19 protein-coding genes are annotated in these 21,111 nt (G+C 66.3%); 16 read left to right on the top strand and 3 right to left on the bottom strand.

The features are described from left to right. Positions 1 to 935 precede the first annotated feature (935 nt). Genes H7I57_RS14970 through H7I57_RS14895 form a run of 16 tightly spaced genes read left to right on the top strand, consistent with a single transcriptional unit; the run spans position 936 to position 18,027 of the window. A complete protein-coding gene (locus H7I57_RS14970) occupies positions 936 to 1,781 on the top strand; it encodes a glycosyltransferase family 2 protein (RefSeq protein ID WP_264024343.1) in 846 nt (281 codons plus the stop codon). A gap of 19 nt (positions 1,782 to 1,800) precedes the next feature. After that, positions 1,801 to 3,120, top strand: a complete 1,320-nt coding sequence (locus H7I57_RS14965; protein WP_264024342.1) for a UDP-glucose dehydrogenase family protein — start codon at positions 1,801 to 1,803, stop codon at positions 3,118 to 3,120. Further along, positions 3,113 to 4,147, top strand: coding sequence for a glycosyltransferase family 2 protein (locus H7I57_RS14960; RefSeq protein WP_264024341.1), 1,035 nt, complete (start codon positions 3,113 to 3,115; stop codon positions 4,145 to 4,147). Before H7I57_RS14965 ends, H7I57_RS14960 begins: the two co-directional genes overlap by 8 nt. A 2-nt stretch (positions 4,148 to 4,149) precedes the next feature. Then, positions 4,150 to 5,463, top strand: coding sequence for a lipopolysaccharide biosynthesis protein (locus tag H7I57_RS14955; RefSeq protein WP_264024340.1), 1,314 nt, complete (start codon positions 4,150 to 4,152; stop codon positions 5,461 to 5,463). After that, a complete protein-coding gene (locus tag H7I57_RS14950) occupies positions 5,453 to 6,736 on the top strand; it encodes a glycosyltransferase family 2 protein (RefSeq protein ID WP_264024339.1) in 1,284 nt (427 codons plus the stop codon). The genes H7I57_RS14955 and H7I57_RS14950 overlap by 11 nt, the downstream gene beginning before the upstream one ends. Further along, positions 6,733 to 7,122 (top strand): hypothetical protein, encoded by a 390-nt coding sequence (locus tag H7I57_RS14945; protein ID WP_264024338.1) that lies wholly within the window; start codon positions 6,733 to 6,735, stop codon positions 7,120 to 7,122. The genes H7I57_RS14950 and H7I57_RS14945 overlap by 4 nt, the downstream gene beginning before the upstream one ends. Further along, positions 7,119 to 8,831, top strand: coding sequence for a hypothetical protein (locus H7I57_RS14940; protein WP_264024337.1), 1,713 nt, complete (start codon positions 7,119 to 7,121; stop codon positions 8,829 to 8,831). The genes H7I57_RS14945 and H7I57_RS14940 overlap by 4 nt, the downstream gene beginning before the upstream one ends. Positions 8,832 to 8,848: 17 nt before the next feature. Continuing rightward, positions 8,849 to 9,739 (top strand): glycosyltransferase family 2 protein, encoded by an 891-nt coding sequence (locus H7I57_RS14935; RefSeq protein ID WP_264024336.1) that lies wholly within the window; start codon positions 8,849 to 8,851, stop codon positions 9,737 to 9,739. Next, positions 9,732 to 10,958, top strand: coding sequence for a hypothetical protein (locus tag H7I57_RS14930; protein WP_264024335.1), 1,227 nt, complete (start codon positions 9,732 to 9,734; stop codon positions 10,956 to 10,958). The genes H7I57_RS14935 and H7I57_RS14930 overlap by 8 nt, the downstream gene beginning before the upstream one ends. Then, positions 10,958 to 12,118, top strand: a complete 1,161-nt coding sequence (locus tag H7I57_RS14925) for a glycosyltransferase family 4 protein (RefSeq protein WP_264024334.1) — start codon at positions 10,958 to 10,960, stop codon at positions 12,116 to 12,118. Before H7I57_RS14930 ends, H7I57_RS14925 begins: the two co-directional genes overlap by 1 nt. Next, positions 12,103 to 12,882, top strand: a complete 780-nt coding sequence (locus H7I57_RS14920) for an alpha/beta hydrolase (protein WP_264024333.1) — start codon at positions 12,103 to 12,105, stop codon at positions 12,880 to 12,882. The genes H7I57_RS14925 and H7I57_RS14920 overlap by 16 nt, the downstream gene beginning before the upstream one ends. After that, positions 12,876 to 13,742 (top strand): glycoside hydrolase family 16 protein, encoded by an 867-nt coding sequence (locus H7I57_RS14915; protein ID WP_264024332.1) that lies wholly within the window; start codon positions 12,876 to 12,878, stop codon positions 13,740 to 13,742. Before H7I57_RS14920 ends, H7I57_RS14915 begins: the two co-directional genes overlap by 7 nt. 2 nt (positions 13,743 to 13,744) lie before the next feature. Continuing rightward, on the top strand, positions 13,745 to 14,479 hold the full coding sequence (locus tag H7I57_RS14910; protein ID WP_264024331.1) for a glycoside hydrolase family 16 protein: 735 nt from the start codon (positions 13,745 to 13,747) through the stop codon (positions 14,477 to 14,479). Positions 14,480 to 14,528: 49 nt separating this feature from the next. Further along, positions 14,529 to 15,581, top strand: coding sequence for a nitroreductase family protein (locus H7I57_RS14905; protein ID WP_264024330.1), 1,053 nt, complete (start codon positions 14,529 to 14,531; stop codon positions 15,579 to 15,581). Beyond that, complete coding sequence (locus H7I57_RS14900; protein WP_264024328.1) at positions 15,578 to 16,669, top strand: polysaccharide pyruvyl transferase family protein; 1,092 nt, start codon at positions 15,578 to 15,580, stop codon at positions 16,667 to 16,669. Before H7I57_RS14905 ends, H7I57_RS14900 begins: the two co-directional genes overlap by 4 nt. Further along, a complete protein-coding gene (locus H7I57_RS14895; protein WP_264024327.1) occupies positions 16,666 to 18,027 on the top strand; it encodes a flippase in 1,362 nt (453 codons plus the stop codon). Before H7I57_RS14900 ends, H7I57_RS14895 begins: the two co-directional genes overlap by 4 nt. A gap of 657 nt (positions 18,028 to 18,684) precedes the next feature. Here the strand turns inward: H7I57_RS14895 and H7I57_RS14890 are convergent. From H7I57_RS14890 to H7I57_RS14880, 3 genes are read right to left on the bottom strand one after another with little or no spacing between them, the layout of a single operon-like run. Continuing rightward, positions 18,685 to 18,984 (bottom strand): hypothetical protein, encoded by a 300-nt coding sequence (locus H7I57_RS14890; protein ID WP_264024326.1) that lies wholly within the window; start codon positions 18,982 to 18,984, stop codon positions 18,685 to 18,687. Between the two features lie 46 nt (positions 18,985 to 19,030). After that, positions 19,031 to 20,269, bottom strand: a complete 1,239-nt coding sequence (locus H7I57_RS14885) for an RNA polymerase sigma factor (protein WP_264024325.1) — start codon at positions 20,267 to 20,269, stop codon at positions 19,031 to 19,033. Between the two features lie 6 nt (positions 20,270 to 20,275). Beyond that, entirely contained in the window at positions 20,276 to 20,977 is a 702-nt protein-coding gene (locus tag H7I57_RS14880; protein WP_264024323.1) for a YciI family protein, read from the bottom strand. Positions 20,978 to 21,111: the final 134 nt, after the last annotated feature.

Genomic DNA, 21,111 nt, shown 5'->3' with positions numbered 1-21,111 from the left:
AGTCTTTCCCCATCAGAGATATCAAAATACAAGGCTCACAACGGAAGCCGAGGATACGACGAGCAGCGCTTTAGTCGACGCCGAGGTTACGCGGCTCTGAATATCGACTGTCGCACCATGGATGCAGTAGGCGGGTCGGCTTTCCCGGGATCCTTGTGCGACGAGAGGCAAGTGCCTCGGTTTCTGCCGCTCTACTGCACTGTTGGCGACCCCTGGACTACGCTGCGGGCGTGTATCCGGCGCACGCATATAAGGCCGCGGAGACGGCGCATAAACCTTCACGGCGACGCCATTGTTGTGCAGCGATATTGCAATTACTGCACGGCCGAATTCGAATGCTACGAAGTAATTCAATCGTTTGTGAGAAAGTTGCGAATTGCAAATTTGCGGCTGTTTTGCTGACCTGGGTCACCAGCGCATGTCGAACAGTGCGCAGTGCGAATGGGTACGCGCCGTAGCGGAAAGGCTGCGTACCCGCTACTGCGAAGACTCGCCAAGAGAGGCCACTCACCTGCTATTTACGGGAACTCTGTCGTAGTCAGCGACGGCGACTCACGCCGGGACGATAACGTGCATCCGGGCGTGGAATGACTGCTCACGCCCTCTTTTCAGCGATATAGTTGCGGTTAAGTAAATTATGACTGGCGAATATGTTGGCCGGATCACAGTCGGGGCGGCTCGCCTTGCGGGCCTGTCGGCCGTATGCGAATCTGGGCCACGTCGACACGCATTTACCCAAACGTGAATGCGCATTGCAGCACGAAAGACTCTTCGCGGCAGCCCAGTCGAGCGAGGTTCGATCGGCCGATCGAGGTCGGCTGGATTCTGCCAGTGTGCGGCGCCGATGCCGTCCAGATCGTCGACCCTCAAGGTTGAGAGCCGACCGCATGTATCGCTGATTCCAATCGTTTTCGCATCACAAGAGATGAGCCGTCGTGGCGAAATTGATAAGCATCTGGGATGGGTTGCCGCACAACACAACGCGGCCCAAGGTCACGGTAGTCATACCGGCCCTGAACGAGGCGAGGAACTTGCCTCACGTCGCCGCCCGCATGCCGGCGGACGTCGACGAGGTGGTGTTCGTCGACGGAAACTCGGTGGACGACACCGCCGAGGTAGCGCGTCGGTTGTGGCCGGACGGCATCCACCTCAACCAGACCCGCAAGGGCAAGGGCAATGCGTTGGCCTGTGGTTTCGAGGCGGCGACGGGAGACATCATCGTGATGCTCGACGCCGACGGCAGCACAGACCCCGGTGAAATCCCAAGCTATGTCGGGGTTCTCGTCGCGGGGGCGGACTTCGCCAAAGGTTCGCGTTTCATCCAGGGCGGAGGCAGCGCGGACATCACCACGTTGCGCCGCTTCGGCAACATGGGGCTCAACGGTCTGGTGAACGTCCTGTTCTCGACGAAGTACACCGATTTGTGCTACGGCTACAACGCTTTTTGGCGTCACTGCCTCGACGTCATGCAACTGCCCGACACCGCTACCCGGACGCCGCAGTGGGGTGATGGGTTCGAGATCGAAACGCTGATCAACGTTCGCGTCGCCGCCCGCGGTCTGAACATCTCCGAGGTGTCGAGTTTTGAGAAGAGCCGAATTCACGGTGTCAGCAACCTCAATGCCGTCCGCGACGGCATGAGAGTCCTGCGCACCATCCGTCGCGAGTACCGCAGCGCACATGAGGCGCAGGGGCGGCTGGGTGATCGGCGCAGTTGGTTCCGCGTCCACTCGTTGGCGGCCGCCACGCCGGGCGACGGCGCCATCTCGAAGACGGCGTGACGGAATCGAGGTTGCGGACATGAAGATCAACGTGGTCGGCACCGGCTACCTTGGTGCCGTGCATGCAGCGTGCATGGCCGAGCTAGGTCATGACGTCGTCGGATTCGACACGGACACAGCCAAAATCGAAGCACTCACCGCAGGTCGGTCACCGTTCTTCGAGCCGGGCTTCGAGGATCTGCTGGCCCGCGCGATCGCCTCAGGTCGGCTCACCTTCACGTCCGACCCGAAAGCCGCCGTCCCGGGGGCAGCGGTGCACTTCATCTGTGTCGGCACCCCGCAGCAATCCGGATCAGAGGCCGCCGACATGCGGTACGTCGATGCCGCGGTCGCCACGGTGGCAGAACATGCCGACCGCGACAGCCTGATCGTCGGCAAGTCGACCGTACCGGTCGGGACCGCGCGACGTCTCGCCGAACTCATAGGTGACCGCCGTCCGCACCGGCTCGAGGTGGGGTGGAATCCCGAATTCCTGCGCGAGGGCATGGCTGTCGCCGACACCCTCGACCCCGACCGCCTGGTGTTCGGCGTGACCTCCGAGCATGCCGAGAAGGCACTGATGGAGGTCTACGCGCGGCTCATCGACGGCGGAACGCCGTATATCACCACGGATCTCGCGACCGCTGAGATGGTGAAGGTGGCCGCGAACTCGTTTTTGGCAACGAAGATCTCGTTCATCAACGCGATGGCGGAGATATGCGAGGTCGTCGACGCCGACGTGGTGACCCTTAGCCGGGCGTTGGGCTACGACGAGCGGATCGGACGGAAATTCCTCAACGCCGGGCTGGGGTTCGGAGGCGGCTGCCTGCCCAAGGACATCCGTGCGTTCAGTGCACGCGCCGGCGAGCTGGGCGCCGCCGACGCGCTGAGCTTCCTGCGCGAGATCGACAAGATCAACATGCGCAGGCGCGACAAGGTGGTCTTGCTGGCTGCCCGCATGCTCGGCGGTGACTTCCTGGGCACCAACGTCGCCGTGCTCGGAGCGGCGTTCAAACCCAACAGCGACGACGTCCGGGACTCGCCCGCGCTGAACGTCGCGGCCGCGATGCACCTCAAGGGCTCGATGGTTCGCGTCCACGACCCGAAGGCGATCGGCAATGCCAGGCGCCGGTTCCCGACGCTGACCTACAGCGATTCGGCCGAGGAAGCGTGTGACAACGCCGATTTGATCGTCCTGGCCACCGAATGGGACGAGTATCGCCAACTCGATCCGGCCGCCTTGGGTCGGCTGGTCCGGGCACCTCGGCTGCTCGACGCCCGCAACGCGTTGGACCGGTCCTACTGGGTGAGCGCCGGCTGGACGGTCCGTGCGCTGGGCAGAGGACGCTTCGATGACTGACAACGGCGACAACTCTGAACCCGAATTGCAGGTCGCCGTGGTGATCGCCTGCTACACCGAGGAGCGGTGGGACAGGATCGGCGCTGCGCTGGACTCGCTACGTGACCAAACGCTACGGCCCGGTGATGTCGTCGTCGGCGTCGACAACAACTGGTCGCTCGCCGCGCGTCTGGCGGCGCAGTTTCCGGACCTGACCGTCGTGCTCAACGAGGGTCCGCGCGGCGCGTCCACGACGCGCAACCGAGCGGTCGACGTCGTCAAGACGCCGCTCACGGCTTTCCTGGACGACGACGAGATCGCCCACCGCGATTGGCTGTTCGAGCTCACCCGGCCGTTCGCAGAGCCCGGCGTCATCGGAACCGGCGGACGCTACCGGGACGTGTGGTCGCACGGGCGCCCGCCCTGGTTCCCTCCCGAATTCGCCTGGGCGGTCGGTGGCGCTTACGCCGGGATGCCGACCGTCACCAGCCAGGTCCGCAATGTGTGGTCGGGGAACATGGCGGTGCGTACCGCGGCGTTCCGGACCGTCGGAGGGTTTCGCACCGACTTCGGCAAGCGCGGCGCGGTATCGCAGCCGGAGGACACCGACCTGTGCCTGCGGATGGCTGATCGCGGAGACCGGTGGATGTACGTCCCCTCCGCGGTCATCGACCATGAGGTGCCGCAATCCAGGTCATCGCTGAGGTTCTTCGTCACCCGATGCTACACGGAGGGTGCCGGAAAGGCGTTGATGCAGAGCAACTTCGACGACAAGGCTGTGCTCTCCGCCGAGCGTTCCTACGCACTTCGCACCGGGCTGACCGCCCTCCGGAGGCTGACGTCGGCGCGTCCCCGCCCGATGCTGCAGGGATTGGTCATGATCCTCGGATTCATGTGCGCTGGCCTCGGATACACCGTGTGCTCGTACAGGGCGCGGTTGGCGCGGATGCGTTCGGCCGCGATGACGGCGGACGCCGTCACCCATCTCCCCATCGAGCGTGAAGCCGCGTCCGGGACACCCCGAGCGGCGGCGGACGGCGCGGCGTGAAGGTGACCGCCGGGTCCGCGCCGCGGGCCACCATGCAGCCGTCGGGTGCGCGCTTCGGTGTCACGCGGCTCTACCGCGACGCAGCGTCGCTGGCCTCGTCGTACGTCGTCAACGCGACCTTCGGCATGCTGTTCTGGGTCGTCGCGGCGCGAATGGTGCCGCCGGAGCGGCTCGGTGTCATGACGGCCGTACTGGCCGCGATCACCGCGCCCGCGCTCGTCCTGGCGGCGGGCATCGGTGACGCCTACACGGCGATGATGCCCGCGGCGGGATCGGCGCGGCCGGCGCTGTATCGCCGGGGCCAGCGCGTCTACCTGGCCGCCTCGACACTGGCGGGCATCGTCGCCGCTGTCGCGACCGTGTCGCTGGTCAGCGACGTGCACGGGTCGCTTGTGGTCGCTGTGCTGGTAGCAGTCGGGACGATTCTCCTGACCGGTTTCACGCTGCAGAACAACACACTGGTCGCCATCGGGCGCGCCGGCTGGATGCTCCCCGTCAACAGCGGCGTCGGCATTCTGCGGATCGGCATGCTCGTCGCGTTCGCGACCAGCGTGGCTTGGCACAGTGTCGAGCTGGCCTTCGTGCTCTCCGCGGCGCTCGTGCTGCTGATCCTGCGTCCCGTAATCAGCCGGATCATCGCGACCAACGATGGGCTGCCCGCCGACGGGGCTGTCGTCACAGGCGAACCCACAAGGGAATTCGACCGTTTCGTCGTGCGGACGTTCCTCGCCGTTGCGTTGAGTCTGGGCATGCTGGCGGCCACCCCGTTCCTGGTCACCGTGTTCGGCGGTCCGCGTGAGGGCGCGCTGTTCGCGTTGTCTCTGTCGATCGTGCAGGCGCTCGACTTCGTCGGGACCGCGCTCGGTGTGTCGCTCGTAGTGCACGCGTCCAGCGACCCCGACTCAGCGGAGGCCATGGCGAAATCAATTCTCGTCAAGGCATTCTGGTTGGCTCTCGCCGGATCTGTGGTCATCGTCTGTGCTGCGCCCACCGTCCTCCGGATGCTCAACCCGCAGTACGGCGAGCTGGGTGCCACCGGTGTCATCGCGGTGCTCTGTGTGGGCTCCGTCATACGCACCGTCTACATGGTGTGGGCGGCGCTGCAGCGATCCCGCCGCACCATGCGGGCGCTGTTGCTGCTGAACCTCTGCGCATCGGTCACACTGCTCGCCACCCTGCCGACGCTCACCGACAGGCAGGGAGCGTTCGGGGCCGCACTGGCCCTGCTGCTGGCTCAGACGGTCCTCAGCGTCGGCGCGACAGCGCATTTCGTCTACACCCGCGCGCGAGTGAAAGGACATTTCCATGCCCACTGAGCAGGCCGCGATGGCCGAACCGATCACCCAGGTCGACGATGACGCCCTGTCCTGGACCGGCGCCGTCTGGGTGGGACAACTCGACGATCGCGAGATACCCGCAGGCCCGCTGCGTCTGTCGGGAGGCGAGCGTTTCGGCACCGCCCGTTTTCTCATCTGGACTGCCGACGCGCCGAGGGGGTTCGTACAGGTCGCGGTGCGGGACGGCCTGGTGGATGGCGCCGAGCTCGCCGCCGCCGCAGCGCAACTGCCGCCTGTCGCGTCCGGTCCGCCGGTGGCGTACCCGCCGTTCTCGGTCCTCCTGTGCACCAAGGACCGGCCCGACCAGCTCCGAGACACGTTGCACAGCTTGGTGCGGCTGGACTATCCGGCATTCGAGATCGTGGTGGTCGACAACGGGCCGGAGAGCGGCCTCACACCGCCCGTGGTGGCCGAGTTCGCGGATCAGAACGTGCGGATGGTTCCGGCTGCCCGCAAAGGGCTAGCAGTGGCGCGCAACGTCGGAATCGAGAGCGCCCGTAACGAATTCATCGCCTTCACCGACGATGACGTGCTGGTGGACAGGCGCTGGTTGAAGAATCTGGCACGTGGGTTCTCACGTGCCGCTGACGTCGTGTGTGTGACCGGGATGGTGCCGACCGCGGAGGTGCTCACCCCGGCCCAGTCGTATTTCGACCGCCGGGTCGGTTGGGCGTCGCAGTGCCAGCCGGTGGTCTACGACCTTGCGTCGCCGCCAGCGGACGACCCGTTGTTCCCGCTGCGTGTGGCGCGCTTCGGAACCGGGGCCAACATCGCGTTCCGGCGGTCGGTGGTGCGTTGGCTCGGCGGCTTCGACGAAGGCATGGGGGTCGGATCGCCGACCGGCGGGGGTGAGGACATCGACATGTTCGTCAGGGTGCTGCTGGCGCGGCGCACTCTGGTCTACGAACCTGGCGCGCTGATATGGCATCGGCATCGAAAGAGTCTGGAAGAACTCGAGACCCAGATCTACAACTACGGCCTCGGGCTCGGCGCTTGGATCACCAAGCTGCTCCTTAGACCGCGCACGCTGGGCATGGTCGTGCGGCGTGGCGGCGCTGGGATCGTTCACCTGCGCAGCATCACGGTGGTCGACGACCCCACCGTTGCGCCCACCGACCTGAAGGGGCTCAGTAGGCTCGAACGTCGCGGCGTACTCGCGGGGCCGCGTGCATTGCTCCGCTCCCGGATCGACGGACGTGCGGCCACCCCGCTTCGGACCGCGCCATTGGCAGCGACGAGCGGAGCTGCATGAGCCGTCATCGGGTCACCGTCGGCCGGTTCTGGGCGGGTGATCCTGCGGTGCGGATGAGCACGCTGGCGGTCGGTGGGGGAGTGGCGGGCTTCGTCGGCGCGATCGGTGTGCTGCCCAGTGCCGTGCTGCTGCTCGCCATCGGTGCATTCGTCCTCGTCGGACCGGGCAGCCTGCTGATGTCGTGGTTCAGCGGGTTGCCCACCACCGTCGCGGTCGGCCTGGTGCCGGTGGCCGGTCTGGCGCTGTGCATACTCGTCGTGTCCGGCCTGCTGCTGTGCGGGGTCTATGCGCCGCTGCCCATCCTGCTCGGCATGGCGGCCGTCACCGTCGGCGGCGGCCTGATTCGTGGGCTGCAGGTCAGAGCACGCGAACGGCCAACGTTGTGACGGCGCTGAACATCGAGACCGAACCTCGCCAGGCGGTCGACGCGGAACCCAGCGCCGAATCGCGCCGCTTCACCCTGCCCTGGGTGCTGATGCTCGCTGCGGCAGCGGCTTTCGCATACGCGGCAACGACTTTGCGAAACTCCCGCATCTCGGAGTACGGGCTGCTGGCCACCGCGTCACCGCTGTTGATCGCATCGATCGTGCTGACCGCCCTGGCTTTCGCCGCCGCGGTGCGACGCCGCGAGTTCAGGGCGGCCGTCGTCGCCACGGCATTGATGATCGCCGTACAACGACTTCCAGCGGTGATCGCCACCGACAGCCCCATGTATTCCTGGACGTACAAGCATCTCGGAGTGGTCGACTACATCCAGCACGAGCACGCTCTGGCGCGCGGCATCGACGTCTACCACAGCTGGCCGGGACTGTTCGGCTTCACGGCGTGGCTTTCCGACCTCAGTGGCGTGGCGCCCGTGACACTCGCACACGGATTCACCCCGCTGTTCCACGTGGTGTTCGTCAGCCTCGTCTTTGTAGCCGCTCGAGCGTGGGATCTCGATCGGCTCCAGGCGCTGACCGCGTCCTTTCTCGCCGCGGCGCTGAACTGGGTAGCGCAGGACTACTATTCGCCTCAATCCACGGTGATGGTGCTCACCGCCGGCATTGTGTGTCTGATCGGGCTGTCGCGAACGAAGCCTGTCGGCGTCCCGGTGATCGTGGTGCTGTATGCCGCCACCACCATCAGTCACCAATTGACGCCCTTCTGGCTACTGCTGGCGATCGGACTGCTGGTCGTGTCCAAGCGGATGAGACCCTGGTGGATTCTGCCTATCCTGGCCGCGATCTCGATCAGCTTCCTGCTCTACAACTTCGACCAGGTCGACGAGTACACGTTGTTCTCGGGCAACATCGTCGACAACGCCAAGTCGAACGTGCCGACGGTCGGTTCCATCGGCCAACGGGTCACCAGTGCGGGGGTGCGGGTGCTCTCCGGTGCGGTCTGGTTGTCGACGGCGGTGGTGCTGTTGGCGCGGCTGCGAAAACGGCAGCCGTTCTTCGGGCTCGGCGTATTGGCACTGAGCCCGATGCTGATCCTCGGCGGCCAGAGCTACGGCGGGGAAGCGATCTTCCGGGTCTTTCTGTATTCGCTGGTCGGATGTTCGATCGTGCTGGCGCCGGTGCTGACCGGGATGCTGCAGTCCAGCCGACTCAGGTCCGCACTCACCTCCGCACTGCTCGTCGTCGCCACGACACTTTCGGCCCAGGGGTACTTCGGCGCGTGGTTCGCCAACGTGATGCCGGGAGGACAGGTCGACGCCTCACAGAGCGTGCTGGCGGAAGCGGATTTCCCCGCCTATCTCACCGTGGCGGCCCCGGTATGGCCGCAGCGAAGTACGTGGAAGTACGTCGAATACGCCCGCTTCAACGACCACTTCGACGACCCGATGATCTTCGCGGCGAATCTGGTGGGATCACACTTCGACAGCGACAAGGACTATCAGAAGTTCACCGAGTCGATGGGCAGCCGCTACGACGCATCGACCTACCTCGTCTTCACCGAACAAATGCGGCTCTACGCCTGGTATTTCGGGATCCTGCCCCTCGACGCGCTGCCGAACCTCAAGAGCCGCATCCGCCAAGACCCCCGCTGGGAGATGGTCCACGACGACAACGGCGTGACGATCTTCCTCCACAAGGTCGAAAGACAATAGGCGCACAGGAGAAGCTGTTGACAGGCAAGTCGATCGAAATCATCATCCCGATCCGCAACATGGCGGATCAACTACACCTGTGCGTGTCCCCGTTGCTCGCCCAGTGCAGCGGTGTCGACGTGGTGACCGTCGTCGACGACGCGTCAACCGACCGCACCGCCGAGACGGCCCGCGCACTCGGCGCACGTGTGCAGTCCGTGAAGTCCAGTGCTGGCCCCTATCACGCTCGGGAACTCGCCGCGAGAGCGTCCACGGCGGACATCCTGCTGTTTGTCGACGGGCGATGCCGACCACTGCCGGGGTTGATGGACAGCCACCGGGCCATGCACGCAGATGAGGGCATCGCGCTGTCCTGCACGGCAACCCGGACCAGGACCGGACCCACGCTGGCCGCGAGGGTCGCGGGGGGGCAGCAGCCGTTCAGCCTGGACAGCTATATCGGCGTCCGCGGACGGATGGACTACTACCCGACCGCCAACCTCGGTATCAACGCGTCGGTCTTCCGGGAGGTCGGAGGCTTCCGCGCGATGCGCAGCGGAGCGGACGCCGACATCTGCTGGAGAATCCAGGAGAGTTCTCTGGGCGGCCTCGCCGCCGACCAACGGGTGTTGATGGAGTGGGAGCCGAGGAGCTCGCTTCGCGATCTGGCCGGGCAGTGGTATCGCTACGGCGAGAGCGCCGCATACCTGGAGTGGCTGTACGCGGCCGAGGAGTCGCCGATTCTCGGCAAGTGGGATTCGCTGTCCGGGATGCTCAGCGAGCGCGTGAAACGCATGCTGGCGAGCACACCCTCGGAGAACGCTGCCAGCGTGATGATCAATTCGGTGTACCTGCTGGGCTATTGGCGCGCGAAGCGCTTGCGCAGCGAGTTCACCCCACCGCGTCTGATCGAGCCCGTCGATGCGTAGCCATCGGATCGCCCGCCGGGACCTGCCGTGGACCACCGCCTCGGTGGCGGCGCTGTGCGGTCCCTTCGACATGCCCTCCCGCGAGGCGCTGTTGCGGGCCGTCCAGTTGCTCACCGAGCGCTACCCGCATTGCCGCATCGGCTGGGGGTGGGACGACGCGCGGCGGCGTTGGACACCGGCGCAACGCGACAGCGCCAGCGAGGCCGTCGTCGTCGACGGTGATGGTCTCGTCTCTGCGCTCACCATCGGCGAGACGCTCGACCGCATCGATCGCGATACGTCCCTACGCACCCCCTTGGCGCTCGTCCGGTTCGACAGATATCTCGGCCTGAGGATGTCGCACGCGATCGGTGACGGGCGCACGTTCAACGAAGTGTTCGCGTCGGTGTTGCAGACGGCGTTGACGGACAAGCCCTATCCCTGGCAGATCGGTCCGGCCGTGCGCTTCCCGCTCGGATCCGCCGTGGCGCGCACGTTCGGCCGCGATCCCGCTCTGCTGCGCGCCACGCTGGCCGACCGGCCCCACCGGCCCACCCTCCCACCCGGAACGCCCGCCGCGTGGACCCCTGCGCGTCGCACGCTGGTGGCGGTGGTGCCCGCTGACGCCAAACGCGCCGCCATGCACGCAGCGCCAGGGGCCTCGTGGATCGCGGTGCACATGAGCCTGCTTCTCCGCGCACTCGACTCTGCCGGAGTGCCCGTGGCACAGGATGTCTCGGTCGTCGTGGACCTCAGGCGCTATCTGTCGGACGATTCGCTGGACGGCAACTTCGTCACCGGCGTACCGTTCAACGTCGACCACCGGCACCGCCCCGAGGCGATCACCGCCATGATGAGGGCGACGCTGCGGTCGGCCCGGCCGGTCGCCACCCAGGCCCTCGCGACGATGGCGTCGGTGCGGCCCTACCGGGCGGCGCCGGCGTCGTCGGACCCCACGAGGCCGGTTCGCGTGACCTTCAGCTCGGTCGGTCAGCCTCCCCAGATCGACGCATTGCCGTTCCTTCCCGGCGAGCCGCCGATCTACGCGGGTGGCGTCGAACCCGACGGTCCCCACGGCTTGACTTTCCTCGTCTCCGAAACATCGCGCGCATCAGTCGTCTCCGCGTCGTTCCACGACAACGTGGTGTCCGCGGACGCTGTCCAGGAGGCACTCACCACGTTCGGCCGCCAGGTCCACGGACACGTCTCGCATCAGGCGGTCACACCATGGTCCGGGTGATGGCGGTGTCACACTCCCGCGACGTCATGGGTACCGAGCACAGCCTGCTCAACCTGGCGCCGGAGCTCTCCGCGCGAGGTTTCACCGTCGTGCTCGCCGCCCGCCCCGGCGGGGAGCTCGAGAAGCGCTGGCGCACCCTGGGTTTCGACTTCGTCGGAGTCGAACTGCCGGAACGTGGCGGCGTCCGGACCAGCAACGGGTCCAAACTCAACTCCCTGGCCGAGCTGGTGCGGCTACCGTTCCTGACCGTCCTCGCCGCGATCCGGGTGGCGGCGGCTGCCAAGCGTGTCGATGCCGAGGTGATCCACTCGAACAGCATCCTCACTCACTTCGACTGCGCGCTCGCCGGCTGGCTGACCCGCAGGAAGGCGCTGGTCGAGCTGCACGACATCGTCGCTCCCGGGGTCGGCCGGTTGCTGCTCGGGATAGCGGTCGCGCTCGCGTCGCGGGCGGTCGCGACCAGCACCGCGGTGCGCGATCAACTGCCTACGTGGGCGAGGCGCCGCGCGGTCGTCATCGCGCAGGGCATCGACGTGGAGAAGTTCAGTCCCGTTGGTGCTCCCACGTTCTGGCGCAACCATCTCACCGCCGCTCCCCAGGGCGTGCTGGTGGCCGCGGTCGGGCGCATCGATCCCGAAAAGGGACTGCACACACTCGTCGGCGCCCTCGCCGAACTACGCAGACGGGGAACCGACGCGCACCTGGCTCTGGTGGGCGCCCCGAGCAAGGACGACGGCAGCTATCTCGAGGAGCTGCTCGCTCTGGCAGACGAACTGATACCGGGAGCCTTTCGCATTCTTCCGCCGGTCGAGGACGTCGCGGCGGTGTTGCGGGCCGTTGACGTGCTCGCGTGCCCCTCGGTGGAGGAGCCGTTCGGTCTGATCATCCTGGAGGCGCAGGCATGCGGGGTCCCCGTGGTGGTGAGCGCCTCCGGCGGACCCCTGGACTTCATCACCGACCACAGCACCGGCATGTTGGTGCGGCCCGGGGACCCGCACGCTGCGGCGAGCGCCGTCGAGGAGCTGATCAACGATCCGGCGCTGCGTGAGCGAATCGTCGCGACGGCGCGCGAACGGGTCGAGAACGAGTACACCGCGCAGGTGCGCGCCGAGCACTTCGCGAAGACGTACCGGGAGGTGCTCGGATGTCCAACGGCCTGACGGCGCGGACGGTCTCGCTCGTCTTGGTCATCGCGTCGGTGGTGGCGACCTTGGCCGGTTGCGCGCGCGAGGCCCCCAGTCAGTACGACTACACCAGGGTGTATATCGACGGGCAGGGCACCTTGGGCATCGCCAAGCGAGGAGAGAAACCGCGGGCCCTGGTGGTGTTCTTCCACGGCCTCGACGCCAACGAACTGGTGCTGCTCGACGACCAGCACAGGCCCCTGACCGACATGCTGATCAACTCGGGATACGCCGTGGTGGCGAGCAATGCCAGGGGGAACTCGTTCGGAAATCCCGAATCACGCAGGGACTACCTCGAACTCGCACGCGTGGCACGAGCTCAGTACAACGTCTACACGGTGCACTTGCTGGCCGAGTCGATGGGCGCCGTGGCGGCGGTCAACATCCTGGCCGAGAACCATGACCCCGCGGTGCAGGGACTGGTCGCGATCAGTCCGGCGCTGGATCTGACCAGCGCTCCGCAGCAGTACGAGTTCGCGCTAGCGGCGGCGTACCCGGAGAACACGATGGCGCAGTCCAACCCGGTCGACCTCCCGCCGGAAGCGCTGGCGGGCAAGCGGATGAGGTTCTACGCCAGTGACGGCGACTCGCTGGTGTCGACGGCCCGCAACGCTGATGCCTTCCGCAACCGCTTCCAGAGCGTCGCCGACATCTCCGTCGTGTCGTGCACAGGCGGACACCTGGACCCGTCGTGCATGCAACCCGAGGACATCGCGAAGTGGTTCAACCGACGATGGTGAGACGACCAGATCGGCGCAGACGCCAGTGGTGGACGTGGACTCCGTCGCTGACGGTCCTGCTCGTCCTCGCCGCGGTCGCCGGCGCCGGACTCGCGGACCGACCCGCGATGCGGTACACCTCCGACACCGAACTCAGTTCGACCGGAATGACGTTGGCGGGCGCCGATGAGTTCGATGGTCCGGAGGGGTCCGCGCCCGACCCGCGGTACTGGGTTTACGACACCGGCGCCGGCGGCTGGGGTAACGACGAGGAACAGGCATACACAAAGAGCCGCGACAACGTTCGCCTGGACGGTGCCGGCCGGCTGTTGATCCAGGCCCGTCGGGACGGTGACGGCTTCACCTCGGCGCGACTGGTTTCCCGCAAGCGCGTCGAGGTCCGATACGGGTTGCTGGAAGCCCGGATCCGGATGCCCGAGGGGCAGGGCATCCACTCTGCGTTCTGGTTGCTCGGCGTCGACGTGTGGAAAGTCGGCTGGCCCGAGAGCGGAGAGATCGACATCATCGAGATCGTGAACTCGAGCGTCAACTACCACAACGCCATTCATGGTCCGATGTCGAGCGACAGCGACAAGGCGTGGAAACAATCGGCCGACGGGAATGCGGGCGTCAACCTCTCCGACGACTACCATGTGTTCCAGGTGTATCGGGAGCCGGGCACCGTCAAGATCGGTCTGGACGGTCACGTCGTCGGCTCCTACAGCAGGAGCTCGGCGCCCGCCGGCGCGGACTGGGTGTTCGACGCACCGATGTACGTCGTCCTCAATGTCGCCGTGGGCGGCCAGTGGCCAGGGCCCGTCGGCCCGAAGACGCAGTTCCCGGCCACGATGCGAGTCGACTGGGTCAGGTACTGGGTATAGCGATGCGCACGAAAAGTGTTCTCACAAACGCGATCGCTGTGGCGGTGGCGCTCGCGTCGATCGCAATCACGCCCACCGCAAGGGCCGACGACGGTCGGTGCGCGACGACCGCCGCGGCCCGATACGGGTGGGGACCACCCGACCGCGCTGATGAGTTCGACGACCCGGCGCTGCCCGGCTGGCGCGTCTATGACAGCAAGGGCCACGCCGGCAACGGCCGCCGGACCCCGGCCGCGGTGTCGGTCGCTGACGGGCAACTCTCGATCATGGCAGATCCGTGGGGAAATTCAGGAGGGATGGCATGGAATCCAGGTCAGCTGTACGGACGGTGGGAGGTCTGCATCCAATCAGCGCCCGCAGCAACGGCGTATCACTCCGTGCTGCTGCTGTGGCCCGACGCCGAAGACTGGCCCGTGGGCGGCGAGATCGACTTCATGGAGATCTGGGATCCCGCGCGGCAGGTGGTCGAGTACAACCTGCACTACGGTCCCGACAACTGGTGGGAGCACGCCGAGATCCCGATCGACGCCACAGCGTGGCACAGCTGGGCGGTCGAGTGGACTCCCGAACACATCACCGCCTACGTCGACGGCAACCCATGGTGGACCTCCACCGATCCGATGACCTTCCCGCCGCGCCCGATGCACTTGTGCATCCAGCTCGACAACTTCGGCGGCGACACCTCCTCGGGCGGACGACAGACGGTGGACTGGGTGCGTCGGTATCCGCTGACATGACAGCGCGCCGTTTCGACTGTAGGTTGCCGAAACCGCAAGGGTGCCTGCGATGAGAGTCTACGGAGTCGGACACGTCGACATGGAAACACTGAGAGACAACGGATTCCGGGACCTGATCGCGCGGGCACGCCGCGTGCTCCGGCGGCAGCGATACAAGTTGACGGGCACCGCACTGGGGCGCGAACGTCGTCATGTGCGACGCGGGATCCGTGCCTACGAGCGTTCCGTCGCCTCGGGAACCGACTTCTATCTCCTGCGACGCAATGTGCACCGCATCGAGAAGGGTCTGACCATGCGCCCGACTCGAAGCCAATTCGCGACCGACTACATCGCTGAAACGATCGACGCCTTCCACGGCGGAGTGACTCAGCGAGTTCTGCAGCCGCACCAACCCGAATTCAGCTGGATGTACTCAGTCCTGGTGAACTACTTCAGTGTCACTGCGTCGTCAGAGCACCAGTTGATCATGCAGGCACGCAACAAGTTCCGTGAAGCGGTCACGTTCGTCGACACCGCAGAACCCGAGAGCGGGCCGCACATGGCGGAAGTGCCGATGGCCACGGTGAAGATCGACGATCTGGAGTTGCTTGCCACCGGCCGGCGGTCGGTGCGCTGGTTCACGTCCGAGCCGGTGGCCCGCGATCTCGTCGACCGAGCAGTGCGGATCGCCGCCGAGTCACCGACGGCGTGCAACCGCCAGCCGTACCGATTCGAGATCTTCGACGACCCCGCCAGCATCGCCAAGGTGGCTGCGATCCCGATGGGCACAGACGGTTACGACCATCAGATCCCCGGGCTGATCGTCATCATCGGGAACCTGGCCGCGTTCTTCGACACCCGCGACCGGCACCTGATCTACATCGACGGCTGCCTGGCCGCGATGGGTTTGATCTATGGGCTGGAGGCGCAGGGAGTCAACAGTTGCTGCATCAACTGGCCCGACCTCCCCGACCGCGAGGCAGAGATGCGCCGGTTGCTCGGGATGGAGCCTCACGAGCGCGTCGTCATGCTGGTGGCGTACGGATATGCGGATCCCGAAGCGCTGGTGCCGTTCTCGGCCAAGCGGCAGGTCGACGAGATCCGGAGGTACCGGGCGCTGTGATCATCGACATCCGCGGAACCAATACGCGCAACAAGGGTGCGCACCTGATGCTCCAGGCGATCTGCGCGCGGCTGGACGAACACTTCGAACTGTCGATCCCGCCGCCGATCACCGACTACGCGGTGCGTTCGCGGCTGGGTTTGCGCCAGACCCTCTACCATCCGGCTGTCCCGCGGGTGAGCCAGTCGGTCGGAAATCTGGCCCCGGCGATCATCAGGACGGCCTACGGGCTGACCGCCGACCGCGAGATCGGCGGGGTGCTCGACGCTTCCGGATTTCACTACACCGACCAGTTCGATGCGGCGCTGCCGCGCAGGGAGGCGCTGGTGGGGCGGGCATGGGCGCGCCGCGGGGTGCCTAAGGTGCTGTTGCCGCAGGCCTTCGGCCCGTTCGAACGTGCGGACACGCGACGCTGGTCGCAAGAGGTGCTCGCGCAGGCGAGTCTGGTCTATGTACGCGACGGCGTCAGCGAGACGTATCTGCGAGGTCTCCACACCGCCACTCCCGTCGTGCGCAGTCCCGACTTCACCATCGGGATGAAGCCGGCCGACATCGACCCGGTCGAGGAGCAGTTCCTGGCGCTGGTGCCGAACACCAAGCTGTTCACCCACGGCGGTCTCGGCCGCCTGCAGTATGTGGAGCACCTGGCCGCGTTCAGCGTGGCCGCGCGCGCCCACGGCATGACGTCCGTCGTGGTCGTGCACGAGGAGAGCGATGCCGATGTCGCCGACGAACTCGCCAGGTGCATCGACGCCCCGCTGTTCACGAGTGCGGACCCGCTGGTTCTCAAAGCCGTTCTCGGACAAGCGTCGGCGGCCGTCGCCAGCAGGTTCCACGCCGTGGTCGGATGTCTGTCACAGTGCGTACCGACGCTGGCGTTCGGCTGGTCGCACAAGTACCGGGAACTGCTAGACGACTTCTGTGTCCCGGATCGGTTGATCACCCCCGAGACCGATCCGGGCGCCGCGCTGTCGCAGATGCTGGCGGACACCGCAGGCCACACCCGTCAGAAAGACCGCCTCCCGGAACTGGTCGCAAACGTCGACTCGATGTGGGGGAGAACCATCGAGGTGCTGTCCAGCCGATGACGAGTGAGGTAGCCGCCGACCCAGCGGTCGGCCCATCCACCGAGCCGCACAGCCCCCGCACCGTGCGCCGCAATTCGGCATGGAATGCGGTGCAGCAGATCGTGAATCTGGCCAGCGGGTCGTTGTTCTCGATCGCGCTCGCCTGGGTGCTGCCTCTGCGCGAGTACGGCGTGTACTCCTATGCGATGGCCCTGTGCATGGTGGGGCTCTCGGTGACGACCGCGGGACTGAGCGGACTGGGCATCAAGTACATCGTCGCCGAAGGCGCCCGAGGGACCCGCTCGGTCGCGGCGATCCTGCTGATCCGAGAACTGTTCTGCGTAGCCACCTTCGTCCTGCTCGCAGCAATCAGCTTCACCAGCGGTGACACGTTGACTTCGGTGGCGACCCTGGTTGCGTTGACCTCGCTGTTCTTCCGCGCGCTCGACGCTCCCGAGCTGTGGTACATGGCCCACATGCGCAGCCGCCGCGCTGCCGAAATCCGCATCATCACGGTCACGCTCATGTTGGCCGTGCGCGTCGCGAGCATGGTGATCCTGCCGAACTTGTGGCTGTTCATCGGCATCTACGTCGCCGAGGCCGCGCTGACCAGCCTGTGGATTCTGTGGCGGTTCTGCCGGGACCCATCCGCTCCAGCCATGACCCGACCGTCCCGAGCGGAGATCCGCGCCATGGTGCGCGACTCCAGCCCATTGGCGCTGTCGGGGATCGCCAACCAAGTCAACCTTCGCGCAAACGTCGTGATCATCCAGCCGCTGCTCGGCTCGGCGGCGGTGGGCGTCTACTCGCTCGCGGCGCGGGCCAGTGAGCTCGCGTACATCCTGCCCGTGGTGATCATGAACTCCACTCTGCCGGTGCTGCTGCACGCGTTGGACGAAGCGCGGCACACCGGTTCGGATAGCCGTTACCGACGCATGCTCCAGGTCGCCTACGATCGCGCGTTCCAAGGCGGGCTGGCGGTCGCCGCGGTCGTCACCGCGGTCTGCCTGTCGCCCGTCAGACATCTCCTCAGCGCCGATCTGCAGCCGGTGTTCGGCATCCTGCTCATCCACATCTGGGCCTCACCGTTCGTGTTCATGGGGGCCGTCTACTCGAAGTGGATCATCGCCGAGGGTTACCTATGGTCCTCACTGGTGCGGCACGCACTCGGCGCGCTCACCAACGTGGCGCTCGTGTTCTGGCTCATCGGGCTGTGCGGACTCCAAGGAGCGGCTCTGGCAACCGTGGGGTCCTACGCTGTCGCCAACTACTTCGCGGCCTTCCTCGGCAAGCAGTCGCGTGCGCAGGGTTACTGCATGACACGGGCCATGGTGAGTCCCGTGACCGCACTGTTGGGGCCGTTGCGCCGCAGAGCCTGACGGCCACGAAGAAGGTTCCTCACGAAGTCTTCAGGCGGCTACCACCGCCGCCACAGTGTCCGGGTCGAGCCTGGCTCTATGAGTCGTAGTTGTCTATGCGGTCACCGACGAGGTGCACACGACCATTTCCGGGCAGGGTCCCAGTGCGCATTGTGCGGCCCGGGTGAGTGCATGCGATTCGTGCCCGACACACTGGTCGGCAAGACGTGGTTCAGGGTGACGAATCGCGCCCCGCGGATATGAGAAAACCCGCACCTGAGTGCGGGGCTTCTATTTGGGAGTGCTCCTCGGTCACCTCATGCGTCCGGCTACCTCTGATACCACCGCCCCCCACGAACGGTGGTTCAGCATCACCGGCCAGAAGATCGACGCCGTTTCCCCCGTATAACCCCGATATGGTGGCCGAGAAGCACTCTCCGCAGCAACATAGCACTCGACCGGGTGATTGCGATACCGATCTGTAATAATCGGGCGCGAAAATGTGGAACGGGCACCCTTCTCCTGCGGTTTTGATGTGCTTTCAGTGTGCGCCCGACTGCGATCTTGCGCTTCCACGCAAGATCGGTGATTTCAACAGCAAACGGCTCGGGAGCCGCCGCGCGCGGACTTCTTTCGGAAAACCGCGCCGGCGGCGTGGTGATCCGGCAATGAGAAGGCTTACATCGGCACTTCCCGCGCGATGCGCGCGATCACATGGGTGGATATCCGCTGATGAGGGACGCCGGCGCGTTGGCACGTCGTCACGACCGCCTCCGGTGAGTCCGCGTCGAACAGGCCGTAGAGCACTTCGTCGGTCGGAACCGACAGCGTCACCGACAACCGCACCGCGGTTCCTTCAACGGTGACCTCGGATGCGGCGGCGTCGAGTCGCGCCACGATGTCGTCGACGGCCGTCTCGCCCAGATCGGGCAGGTACCACTCCGTCAGATAGCTTCTCGCGCTCCGCGCGTCGTCCATCACCTGACGGTAGCGATGGACGATGACGAGGGAATCGGGTGTTTCCCTATGGTTCACGCGCCGGCACGTCACGACACTCGTCGATGCGGCGCCACAGAAACGCCCGGGCCGGGGCCGAGCCGTCGAGTTCGAGAGCGTGGTGATACCACTGCGCGGCTTCCTGGGGGCGTCCCGCCCGGCGCAGCAGATCGGCGCGGATCGACGCGACGGTGCCCGACCGGACCAACCGCGGATCGTCGGCGACCGCGTCCAGCGCGGTCAGGCCCGCGTCGAACCCATCCCGAAAGCCGATCGCCAACGCCTGATTCGCCCGGGCCATCGGCGAATCGGTGATCGCGACCAATCGGTCGTAGGCGATGCAGATGGTTGCCCAGTCCGTGCTCCGCCAATCGGGGGACGTCGCGTGTACGGCGGCGATCACCGCCTGAGGCAGGTACTGGCCTGCGGAGCCGCGGGCCAATTGCAGCCGCTGCAGTCCCCGCGAGATTCGGGTGTGGTCCCACGCGCTGCGGTCCTGCTCGTCGAGGGGAATCAGCGCCCCGTCGGCGCTGACGCGACAGTCCCGCCGCGAATCGTGCAGCAGCACCAGCGCCGCCAACGCGTGGGCGTCATGCGCGTCGGGCATCAACGAGCACAGTTCGCCGCTGAGGCGAACGGCCTCGTCGCACAGTTCGTCGCGGATCGCCGACGGCCCCGCGGTCGACCAGTATCCCTCGGTGAAGACCGAGTAGATGCAGCCGAGCACGTGCTGAGTGCGCTCGGCCAGAAGCTCCGGCGGCGGCACCCGAAGCGGGATGTTCGCTTGCCGAATCTTGTTCTTGGCCCGCGTGATTCGCTGTCCCACGGCAGCCTCGGACTGCATCAGCGCCCGCGCGATCTCCGCGACCGTCAGACCCGAGATGAGCCTCAGGGTCAACGCCAGCTGCGATACCCGGTCCAGCGCGGGGTGGGCGCAGGTGAACATCATCCGCAGCTCGTCGTCGCGGACCGGATGGGGGACCGGCGTTCGACCGGTCCGCGCGTTGATGTCGTCGAGCACCGCAGCGAATTCCTTTCCGGGACGGACGGATTCGCGTCGGATCCGGTCCAGGGCCCGGTTGCGGGCGACCCGGACGATCCAGCCGCCGGGATTATCGGGCGCACCGTCACGCGGCCATGCCTTCAACGCCTCGGCGCAGGCCTCCTGGACGGCGTCCTCGGCGACGGTCAGGTCACCGGACCAGCGCGCCAACGCGGCGACCGCCGGTCCCCACTCGCGGCGGAAGACGCCGTCCAGGTCGGCCACGCGGGACTACCGCCCGCCCACGCCCGCCAACTGCCGAAGCTCGACGGTCGACGCCGGAATCATGGAAGCGAGCTTGACGGCTTGGTCGCGGTCCGTGGTGCGCAGCAGATAGAACCCGTTGGCGACTTCCGCCCCTTCGGCGAACGGCCCATCGGTCAGGGTCACCTGTCCGTCGCGGACACGTACGGTCGTCGCTGTGGACGGTAGTTGGAGAGGAGCCCCGGCGAGGATGTGATCGCCGGCCACCTCGGCGAACTGCGCGTGCTCGCACACGCCGCTGTTCCATTCCTCGGTGTCGGGCGGGCATGCCTTCTCCGGTGGCTCGAGCAGGAGCGCCAGCCAGTCGCGGCCCACGTCTTGGGTGGGTGGGGACCAACCCACCATCGGCCAGACCTCCACGGCGCCCGAACGGCAGGCGGGAATGTCTGCCGCCAGGCTCAGTGCTTCGTCGAGGTCCTCCGCCTCGATGACGAAGTAGCCACCGGCTACCTCCGCGCCCTCGGCGAACGGCCCTTCGGTGACGACTGGGTGGTCACCGTCGCCGGTGATTCGCACGCCGGTCACCGACGGCAACAGCGCGTCACCGGCTCTGATCGCCGCACCGGCCTTGGTGTAGAACTTCTGGTATTCGGCCATGATGGCGGCCTGGGTAGCGGCGTCGGGCTCCTCGGCTGCCTCGGGGCCGAGGAGCAACACGAAGTAGTGCATGGTGTCACCTTCCGGGTCGGGAGTGGAACCCTGCGTTCCCACTCTCTACCTGTCTGACGAACGAGGCCGCGGCAATCCGACATCGTCGGTGGAAAAATCGCTGACAAGTTTGCTGTTTGCCTGTGGGGTCGCGC

The sequence above is a fragment of the Mycolicibacterium pyrenivorans genome, from assembly GCF_025821625.1.
GTDB classification, from domain to species: Bacteria; Actinomycetota; Actinomycetes; order Mycobacteriales; family Mycobacteriaceae; genus Mycobacterium; species Mycobacterium pyrenivorans.
The sequence above is the reverse complement of the archived record's forward strand: the minus strand, read 5'-3'. Positions and strand labels throughout refer to the sequence as shown.